At 58.9% G+C, this 9,432-nt stretch carries 8 protein-coding genes; 2 read left to right on the forward strand and 6 right to left on the reverse strand.

The window, feature by feature from the left end; genetic code table 11:
• Nucleotides 1-128 precede the first annotated feature (128 nt).
• Both VN887_15115 and VN887_15120 read left to right on the forward strand, forming a co-directional pair.
• The gene (locus VN887_15115) at nt 129-1,112 is read left to right on the forward strand and encodes an RNA polymerase sigma factor RpoD/SigA (protein HXT41338.1); all 984 of its coding nucleotides are present in this window, start codon (nt 129-131) and stop codon (nt 1,110-1,112) included.
• Nucleotides 1,113-1,391: 279 nt separating this feature from the next.
• Complete coding sequence (locus tag VN887_15120; protein ID HXT41339.1) at nt 1,392-3,221, forward strand: phosphoenolpyruvate carboxykinase (GTP); 1,830 nt, start codon at nt 1,392-1,394, stop codon at nt 3,219-3,221.
• Nucleotides 3,222-3,245: 24 nt separating this feature from the next.
• Here the strand turns inward: VN887_15120 and VN887_15125 are convergent, their stop codons facing one another.
• The 6 genes from VN887_15125 to VN887_15150 all read right to left on the reverse strand — a co-directional run.
• Complete coding sequence (locus tag VN887_15125) at nt 3,246-3,497, reverse strand: hypothetical protein (protein HXT41340.1); 252 nt, start codon at nt 3,495-3,497, stop codon at nt 3,246-3,248.
• Nucleotides 3,498-3,503: 6 nt separating this feature from the next.
• Nucleotides 3,504-5,126: a nickel pincer cofactor biosynthesis protein LarC gene (larC, locus tag VN887_15130; GenBank protein HXT41341.1), complete on the reverse strand. Its 1,623-nt coding sequence runs from the start codon at nt 5,124-5,126 to the stop codon at nt 3,504-3,506.
• A gap of 39 nt (nt 5,127-5,165) precedes the next feature.
• Nucleotides 5,166-5,927: a nickel pincer cofactor biosynthesis protein LarB gene (gene larB / locus VN887_15135; GenBank protein HXT41342.1), complete on the reverse strand. Its 762-nt coding sequence runs from the start codon at nt 5,925-5,927 to the stop codon at nt 5,166-5,168.
• 43 nt (nt 5,928-5,970) lie between these two features.
• A complete protein-coding gene (locus VN887_15140; protein HXT41343.1) occupies nt 5,971-6,555 on the reverse strand; it encodes a DUF2127 domain-containing protein in 585 nt (194 codons plus the stop codon).
• Nucleotides 6,527-7,534, reverse strand: a complete 1,008-nt coding sequence (locus tag VN887_15145; GenBank protein HXT41344.1) for an AI-2E family transporter — start codon at nt 7,532-7,534, stop codon at nt 6,527-6,529. The genes VN887_15140 and VN887_15145 overlap by 29 nt, the downstream gene beginning before the upstream one ends.
• 20 nt (nt 7,535-7,554) lie before the next feature.
• Nucleotides 7,555-9,432: glycine--tRNA ligase (locus VN887_15150; GenBank protein ID HXT41345.1), on the reverse strand; the 1,878-nt coding region annotated here is incomplete at its 5' end.

Here is a 9,432-nt window from a genome sequence, read left to right on the forward strand (position 1 = left end):
GCGAGGGCGTTGGGCGCGCATCTTGTTGCGAAACGAAAACCTCGCCTGGATTGTCAATATAACGAGAGGCAGATGAACAGTTGCGCTGGCTCGGGCAATACTCGGTAAAAAGCGAAATACAAAACGTTATGCGTGCCAATCGTACAAGCAATCCGGCGCCTTTGGTCCGGCGGGGACGGAAGCGCTTTATCAAACCGGCTCGGGCTAAGACGGTCGGACTGCCAGCCAGTCGTGCGACCATCACGACAGAACCGGCGCCGGTGGAGTCCGCGCGCGGATCCTATGATGGCGACACCGCTTTTCACCTCTATCTGCGCGAGATTGGCCAGACGCCGCTTCTGACGCCACAAGAGGAGATCGAACTCGCCCGGCGCATCAAGCGGGGGGATCGGAAAGCCCGCGAGCAGATGATCAAGGCGAACCTTCGCCTCGTCGTGAAGATCGCCCGTGACTATGAAAGTTTCGGGCTGCCATTGCTCGATCTCATCAATGAGGGAAACATCGGGTTGATGAAAGGCGTCGAACGGTTTGATCCCAACAAGGGAGCGAAGCTTTCGACCTACGCCGCCTGGTGGATCAAACAGGCGATCAAACGCGCGCTCGCGAATCAGTCCAAGACCATCCGGCTGCCCGTTCACATCGTGGACAAACTTTTTCACCTCCGCCGCGCCGTCGCGAAATTGGAGGAGGTGTTCGGCCGTGAACCGACCGACGAGGAACTGGCTGCGGAACTCGATTACCCGGTCGCGCGCGTGAAACAGTTGCGCCGCGCCGCGATTCGCCCCACCTCGCTTGAGGCGCCGATTGGCGACGATGACACGAACCGCGTCGCTGATGTGGTCAAGGACGAAAACGCGGACACACCCTACGAGCAGCTTGAGGAAAAGGCCAACAGCGCGCTGGTTCACGAAATGGTTGAAACCCTCGATTCGCGCGAGCAGGCGATTCTCCGCCAGCGGTTCGGGCTGGATGGTGATGACCGGAAGACACTCGAAGAAATCGGCGAACAATTCGGCGTAACCCGCGAGCGGATTCGTCAGATCGAGGAGATCGCGCTCAGAAAGTTGCGGAAACGGATTGTTGATCTCGATACGGTCAGCGTGGCGGAATGATAGCCTCTTCGTCTGTTTGCCTGCATCGTGTCTGTCGATCGTAAGGGTTGATGGAATTCGGCCACTCATCCCACTGTCCTCATTCCACGGCTTGTCTGTGGAAATCAGCGGTTGGGTTCGCCGTGATTCAGCGGTGCAAGCAGCAACGGTTCTGTTTGCCGGCCGTCCAGCGAAGCACGTATTTTTTACAAGCTGCTTGACCCTCGCAACTCGCCTGCTAGGTTTTTTGCTCCATTGTTGCCTTTACGGCCTCAACAACGTGAAATTCTAAACTGACTTATGTCGAAATCGAACCTCGGATCCTGCAACACCACGAATAAATCTGTCATCGCCTGGGTGAAGGAAATCGCCGGGTTGTGCCAGCCGGATCGCATCTTTTGGTGCGACGGCTCCGAACAGGAGAATCAAACGCTCTGTGATCTCATGGTCCAGGCTGGCACGCTGACAAAGTTGAACGAAAAGTTGCGCCCGGGCTGCCATCTCGCCCGCTCGCATCCGAGCGACGTCGCGCGGGTCGAAGACCGTACCTTCATTTGCGCGAAGACGAAAGACGAGGCCGGTTCCACCAATAACTGGGCCGATCCGGCGGGGATGAAGACGACGCTGCTCGGCCTGTTCCGCGGTTCGATGAAGGGCCGCACCATGTATGTGATTCCTTTTGCGATGGGCTCCCTGGACTCGCCCATCTGCAAAATTGGCGTCGAGATTTCCGACTCGCCCTACGTTGTCGTCAACATGCGCATCATGACACGCATGGGGCAGGCGGTGTTCGACAAGCTTGGCGTCGAGGGAAGGTTCATCCCTTGTCTGCATTCCATCGGCGCACCGCTCCAAGCGGGCCAGAAGGATGTCGCCTGGCCGTGCGAACCCGATCCCAAGAAGAAATACATCGTTCATTTTCCGGACGATCCCTCGATCTGGTCCTACGGTTCCGGGTATGGTGGAAACGCCTTGCTCGGCAAAAAATGTCTCGCGCTGCGCATCGCGTCCGTCGTCGCGAAACGGGAAGGTTGGATGGCGGAACACATGCTCATTCTCCGCCTTGCGTCGCCGCAGGGGAAAAAGCATTACCTCGCCGCCGCATTCCCCAGCGCTTGCGGCAAGACCAATCTCGCAATGATGCTTCCGTCGCTGCCGGGCTGGAAGGCGACCTGCATCGGCGATGACATCGCTTGGATTCGCGTCGGCAAGGATGGCCGGCTCTATGCAATGAATCCCGAGACCGGATTCTTCGGCGTGGCGCCTGGCACGTCACGGAAAACGAATCCTAACGCAGTGGACACGTTTGCCAGGAACAGCATTTTCACCAACGTCGCGCTCACGCCCGACGGTGATGTGTGGTGGGAGGACTCGGGCATTCCGGCGCCGGCCAAAGCAATTGACTGGGAAGGCGGGGAGTGGACGCCGGAAAGCGGGCGTAAAGCGGCGCATCCGAACTCACGGTTCACTGCGCCGGCATCGCAGTGCCCGGTCATTGATCCGGACTGGCAGAATCCCGAAGGTGTGCCGTTGTCGGCGATTCTGTTCGGCGGCCGCCGGCCCGGCACCATTCCGCTTGTCAACGAGGCGTTCGATTGGGAGCACGGGGTGTTCTTGGGGTCGGCTTGCGGTTCGGAAACGACGGCGGCCGCGCTGGGTCAGGCCGGTGTGCTGCGCCGCGACCCGTTCGCCATGCTGCCGTTCTGCGGCTACGAAATGGCCGATTACTTTGCGCACTGGCTCTCGTTCGCGGGGCGCACCGACCGCAGCAAACTGCCGAAAGTGTATTTCGTGAACTGGTTCCGCAAGGACACAGGCGGCAAGTGGCTCTGGCCCGGTTATGGCGACAACAGCCGCGTTCTGAAGTGGATTTGCGAACGCGTCGAAGGGGTGGCGAAAGCGCAGCAAACGCCCATCGGCAACCTGCCCACGCCGGACTCGCTCGATCTCTCCGGACTCAATATCCCCGCCGAGGATTTAAAACAGCTTCTCTCCGTGGATATGGCCGGCTGGAAAAAGGAAGCTGACGACATCGCCGCTTACTACGGAAAATTTGGCGACAAACTGCCGACCGCGCTGAAGCAGCAGCTTGACGGTCTGCGAAAGCGGCTGGCGGAGAAGGCAGGATAACGAGGGTGGCCGGCGGGCTGGCCCTTACGCGGCCAGCGGGATCGCCTCATCGATCAGCATGACGGGAATGTTCCCGCGAACCGGATAAAGAAACTTTTTGTCCTCGCGCACCAGCCCGCCATCAATTTTCTCTTTCACGGTCTCGCCGGCGCGATTTTTCAACTGACCGGCGGCGATTTGCTGGTTCAGCCTTTCAATCACCGACGGTTCGGCGAGCGCAATCGGCTGATGCGTCTCCGGACAGCACATGATTTTCAACAGGTCGGGGTCGATCATAGAGCATCAGTTCTTCGCAGTTTTTGTTGCCGCTTCGTAAACCTGCTTCAGCGGCACACCCGCTTGTTTGGCCAGCTTTCTGCAGGATTCATACTCCGGCGAAGTCTGCACGACCTTTCCGTTCAACTTGCCGACCTTGACGATGACCTCGCCAAATTCCGTTTTCACCTCCACGAATTCACGTTTCAATTTGCGTCGCTCAGCGGCATGACGGCGAACGCCAAAGGCGCTCGTCTCACGCAGCATGAGTTCGGAAAACCGGTCGGCATCGGCAGGGGCGCAGAGGACGGTGAGCAGGACGCCGGGCCGGTTTTTTTTCATCTGGACCGGCGTGTGGAACACGTCGAGCGCGCCCTCGGCAAAAGCTTTTTCAACAAAGTGGCCGAGAATCTCGGCGTTGATGTCGTCCAGGTTGGTTTCGATGACAGCGACGGTGTTGGTGTCCCAGTCGTTTGTCACCTTGGAACTCGCGGACGTCGTTTCACCCAAAACGGCGCGCAACACATTGGGTCGAGTCTGATTGTCGCGTGTGCCAAGGCCATAACCGATCTTCGTCGCCACCAGCCCCTGCATGGGTGCGAAATTTTCTGCGAACTCGGCCAACAAAGCCGCTCCGGTGGGCGTGACCAGTTCGTGCGCCTCGTCGCATTGTGTCACACCGACGCCGCGCGCGCCGAGAATCTCCAGGGTCGCAGGAGCGGGCAGGGGAAAACGGCCGTGCGCACAGTTGATGAACCCGGAGCCTTCGACGACCGGTGCTGCGGACACGCGCGGTTTGCCGAGTTGTTCCAGGGCGATGCACGCGCCGACAATGTCCACGATGGAATCCACCGCGCCGACTTCGTGGAAATGAACCTGCTCCGGGGGCAGACCATGAATTTTTCCCTCCGCAACAGCGATGCGATGAAACACGGCGATGGACTTCTGCTTCACCCAGGCGGAAAGCCCGGCGTGTTGAATCAGTTCCTTGATCTGCGCAAAGTTGCGTCCGTGGGCATGGGCCTCTTCGTGTCCGGCATTGTGTGTGTGATGATGGTGGGCTTCGATGAACTCCGTTTCACACTTCTCCGTGCCACTGCCCAGCTTCAATCGCAGCACCGCGGTGAATTCGTGAGGTTCGGGCAGTTCCTCGGTCGCTTCAAGCCAGGCGCCCTGCCGTTTGAACTGGAACAGTTGGCGCCTTTTTTTCGGACGGATCGTTTCGACGGTAACGTTCTTCGCTGCGACCGGCGCGAGAGGTTTGCCGGTGGAATCGAAAAAATAGAGCCGGAAACGCGGCGGGACATTGGTTTCGAACACACTGAGTTCCGCCTTCCCGAACGACGTTTTCACCAGCGGCCCGCCGTGTGGACCGTGATCGGGGTCGTGTTCGTGTCCCCGGGCATGTGAGTGCGTTGTCCCGTCGGCGTGGGTGTGTTCGTGGGAATGTTCGCCCGCAACGTGCACGTCGAACTTCGTGCCGGCGATGCCCATCTTCTGGCCGTGGTCGACGTGCAGGTGCCAGCCGTCGAGTCTGAGCTTTGCGAGTTCGCGCTCGAGCGCCCGTGGGTCAACGCCGAGATCGATCATCGCGCCGACAAACATATCGCCGCTGATGCCGCTGAAAATGTCGAGGTAAAGCGTTTTCATTCCTGCAGCGCCGGCCACGGATCACCGTGGTCGCAGTTTTCATTTCGTGCCCGCGCAAAGCGCATTGATCTGGCTGGCGGCGTAGCCTGCGCCGAAGCCGTTGTCGATGTTCACCACCGTCACGCCGCTGCCGCAACTGTTCAACATGCCGAGCAGCGCCGCAAGTCCGCCGAAACTGGCGCCGTAACCAACACTCGTCGGCACGGCAATCACGGGCTTCGAAACCAGTCCAGCCACCACGCTTGGCAGCGCGCCTTCCATTCCCGCGACGACGACGACCGCGTTCGCGCTTTGGATCAGTTCCAACCGCCGCAGCAACCGGTGCAAACCCGCCACGCCCACGTCATAAATCCGTTCAACGCGATTTCCCATGATCTCGGCAGTGACCGCTGCTTCCTCGGCAACCGGCAAATCGCTCGTACCGGCGCACAGCACCGCGATGCTGCCGGACCGCCTGGGCGGGCGCCTTCTCTCGATCGTGACGCAGCGCGCGGTCTCGTGATGAACCGCGTGCCTGAATTTTTTCCGCAATGCGCGGGCATGATCGTCATTGATGCGTGTGACAAGAACCCGCTGTTCGTGCTCGAAGATTTTGGCCGCTATCTTCACCACCTGCTGCGGCGTCTTGCCCGCGCCAAAAATCACTTCCGGAAAACCCTTGCGCAGCGCGCGGTGTGTGTCCACCTGCGCAAAGCCGAGGTCGGCGAGCGGAGCAGCCTGAAAGGCGCGCAGCACCCTGTCGCGGCCGATTTTTCCGGCGCGAAACTTTTCGAGCAGTTCGATGGCTTCCGTCGCGGTCACTCGGCAAGGATGCCAGCGGCATCTCGGTTTGGCATTCCAAATCTCATTCCGTCCCGTCGCGCGGATGTTGGTGGTGCCGGAAGAGGCGATGCCGGTTTTGCAGCAGATACCAGACGATGATCACGTTGATCACGAGGATCCCCAGAACTACCCAGGGAACCCGTTCGCGGCTTGTGCGATGCACCAGTTCATACACCTCGATGGGTATGAAGAAGGCCGATTCACCAATGGTCATCCAGCAAGCCCAGGGCACACGGAACAAAAGACCGATGCCTTCGACAAGCGAGAACAAACTGTAAAGCAGCGTGCCGGCGGCGGCCCACAAGACGTTCGCCTCGGTCAACTTGCCGATCTGAACCGCAAGATCGGCGAAGAATTTTCGCTCCGGATTGACGCGCAGGCCATGCAGCAGATGGCGGTATTCAGCCGGAAGGTCGTTGTCCGACAACGTGTAGGCACCGACGGCGAGCGCGACGAAAAGCAGCCCCTTCAAAAGTTTCGTCACGATGATTCCATAAAGCGTGGGGGCGTGTTTCTGGCGTGCCGCATTTCCTGCCGGCGCTGCAGTCATCGTCTGTTCCGCCGCGCGCGGGGTGTCGTCAGGCGGCGTTGGCGGGTTCGGGTGCATCGCGTGCGGGGTCGGCGACCTTGTTCTTTGAGGCTTCGACCTTGATATAATGGAGGACGACAGGCGCGAGGATCATGCCGGGAATGCCCATCAACTTTTCGCCGAGCACCAGCCCCAGCAAGGTCAGCCACATCGGATTTTTGATGCGGTCGCCGATGATCTTGCTGTTCAGGAAGTATTCGAGCTTGTGGATGGCGATGAGAAAAAGGAGCGCGAACAGCGCCATGCGGGGTCCGATTTCCGGGATCGTGAAGGCGACGCCGACGATCAGTGTGTTGCTGATCAGATTTCCGATGATCGGCAACAGGCCGCACAGAAATGTCAGGACGATGATCACCATCGCGTAAGGGTAGCCGTTCCAAAGGAGAAAGACCGTGGTCAACGCCGTGTTGATGAGCGAGATGACGATCTGCGCGCCGATGACCGTCGAGAAGCTGCGGAAGAAGGTGCGGAACCGGATGGCGATTTCCCGGCTGACGAGCGCGTAAAGGCTGTCTTTGACCGCGTGCGGGTCGCCCTCCAACTGCCAGCCGGCATTCGTAAAGAGGCCGACCGCGACGACGAGGCCGACGAGGAGCATGGCCAGTTGAAACGCGGCCGTCCGGGCATACCTGCCGACGTTGGCAACCTTGTCTTTCACTTCGCTCAAGGCGAGCGTCTTCAGGGTCGCGTAATCGGTGAACGGAAGTTCCACCCCCTTTTTCTCCGCGTATTCCACCACCGCCGGGATCGTCGTTTTGGCGATCTCGGGCAGTGCGATGTAGGCCTTGCGCGAGAAATGGAAGAGTCCGTAACCGATGGCCATCACCGCGATGATGTAAATCGTGACGCCTAGGGCCTTGCTGCGGCCGAAGCTGAACTGGCGCAGCGCGAAGTAACCGAAGAGTGTCGTCAACGCCAGCGTCGCAAGGTGCAGCAATCCGACCAGCACGAGCAGAACCGCCATGATGAGGTAGGAAATGCGCGCGGGATTGCTCATGCTCTGCCGGTCAATCTGCCTCAACGAACCCGGTCCAGCAACAAGGGAAGCAAATCTCCAATCTTCACCCGCTCCTGCTTCATCGTGTCGCGGTCACGCAATGTGACCGTATCTTTCAACTCCGCGCCCTTCTCGCCCAGCGTGTCGAAATCAATCGTGACGCCGAAGGGCGTGCCGGCCTCGTCCTGCCGGCGGTAACGCCGGCCAATCGCCCCGGTGTCGTCGTAAAACACGGTCATGTGGGGCCGCAACAGGTCGCGCACTTCCTTTGCCTTGGCGACCAGGTCAGGTTTGTTCTTGAGCAGCGGAAAAACCGCGACCTTGATCGGCGCGACACGCGGATGAAAGCGCATCACGACACGCGTCTCCGGCTTGCCCTTGTCATCCGGCGCCTGGTCCTCGCTGTAGGCGTGGCAGATCAAGGCGAGGATCAGACGATCCACCCCGGCGCTCGGTTCAATCACGTGCGGAATGTAATTACCCTTCGCCAGACCGTCGGCATCTTCCTTCGCATCCTTCTCAATCTGCTCCGGCGTATCGTCCGGTCTGGCGGTTTTCGTCAGATACTTCTTCCGGTGCTCATAATACCTGCGCCGGAGATCGTCCTGCTTCTCTTTCGGCAACTTGCCCCACGCGGCGCGCAGCTCGTCATCGAACACACCCATCGGTTTGCCTGAGAAACGCTCGTGCTGCGACAGGTCAAAATCGCTGCGCGCGGCGATACCTTCCAGTTCCTGCGCGCCGAAGGGAAATTTGAACAGAAGATCGACAGTGGCCCGTGCGTAATGCGCGAGTTCCTCCGGCTTCTGCCAGTATTCTTCCAGCGTCGCGCGCGGCAGGCCGATGCCCTCATAGAATTTGATGCGCTCCTCGACCCAGTATTTGTGCCATGCTTCCCAACCCCAGGCGGACGATGTTTCAAGTTTCAAGTTTTCAGTTTTGAGTTCCGAAGATTCCGACTGAACACTTGAAACTGAACACTTGATCGCTTCGATCACTTCATCCGGCTTGATGAAGAATTCCAGCTCCATCTGCTCGAACTCGCGCGAGCGAAAAGTGAAATTGCGCGGCGTGACCTCGTTGCGAAAGGCCTTGCCCATTTGCGCGATGCCGAACGGCACTTTCTGTCGCGAGGTTTCGAGCACGTTCTTGAACTGCGCGAAAATGGCCTGCGCGGTTTCGGGGCGGAGATAGGCGACGTTCTCCTCGTCAGCCACCGGCCCGACGTAGGTTTTGAACATCAGGTTGAAGGGGCGGGGTGGTGTAAGTTCAGCACCGTTCTCTGGATTAAAGCCCGTCGTATTCTCGATTGCTTCCTTCTTTTCTAGAATGGGCAGAGGTTTCTCCAAACCGTCACGCTTGTAAAACTGCATCGCAGTTTTCCTAGCCGAGGCCTCCTCATGAGGACCGGGTTTAACTAGGACCGAAAAGTGCCGTGTATCAATCTTGGGTAGCCTGTTCGGGTCAAACCCGGCGTTGGCAATTTGGTCCCAATACTCCGTCAGTAGGAATTCGTATCGTTTTCTTGTTTCTGGAGGCATTTTTTCAAGTAATGCTTTGTGAGCATCTAGATTCACAGCAGCGTTGTGGAGAGCTTCGGTGCGGTGTTCATCTTGGACAGCACAGGCGAAATAGTAAGCAACGCCGCTCTGCGGTTCGACCTGATCAGCGCGGAACCGTTTCTTCGTCAGCAGGCAATCACACATTGGATCGCTGAACGTATCCACATGCCCTGACGCTTTCCAAATTTCCGGGGACATGATGATGGTGGCTTCGAGGCCGACGATGTCATCGCGGTTATGAACCATTGTGCGCCACCAGATTTCCTTCACGTTGCGCTTGAGTTCTGCGCCGAGCGGGCCGTAGTCCCAAAAGCCGTTGATGCCGCCGTAAATTTC

Origin of the sequence: Candidatus Angelobacter sp. (assembly GCA_035607015.1) — a bacterium.
Classification (GTDB): domain Bacteria; phylum Verrucomicrobiota; class Verrucomicrobiia; order Limisphaerales; family AV2; genus AV2.

Excerpts from the sequence above, each read along its gene's own strand:
- VN887_15115 (HXT41338.1), top strand. The coding sequence starts at position 129 with ATGCGTGCCAATCGTACAAGCAATCCGGCGCCTTTGGTCCGGCGGGGA.
- VN887_15120 (HXT41339.1), top strand. The coding sequence starts at position 1,392 with ATGTCGAAATCGAACCTCGGATCCTGCAACACCACGAATAAATCTGTC.
- VN887_15125 (HXT41340.1), bottom strand. The coding sequence starts at position 3,497 with ATGATCGACCCCGACCTGTTGAAAATCATGTGCTGTCCGGAGACGCAT.
- larC (HXT41341.1), bottom strand. The coding sequence starts at position 5,126 with ATGAAAACGCTTTACCTCGACATTTTCAGCGGCATCAGCGGCGATATG.
- VN887_15140 (HXT41343.1), bottom strand. The coding sequence starts at position 6,555 with ATGCACCCGAACCCGCCAACGCCGCCTGACGACACCCCGCGCGCGGCG.
- VN887_15145 (HXT41344.1), bottom strand. The coding sequence starts at position 7,534 with ATGAGCAATCCCGCGCGCATTTCCTACCTCATCATGGCGGTTCTGCTC.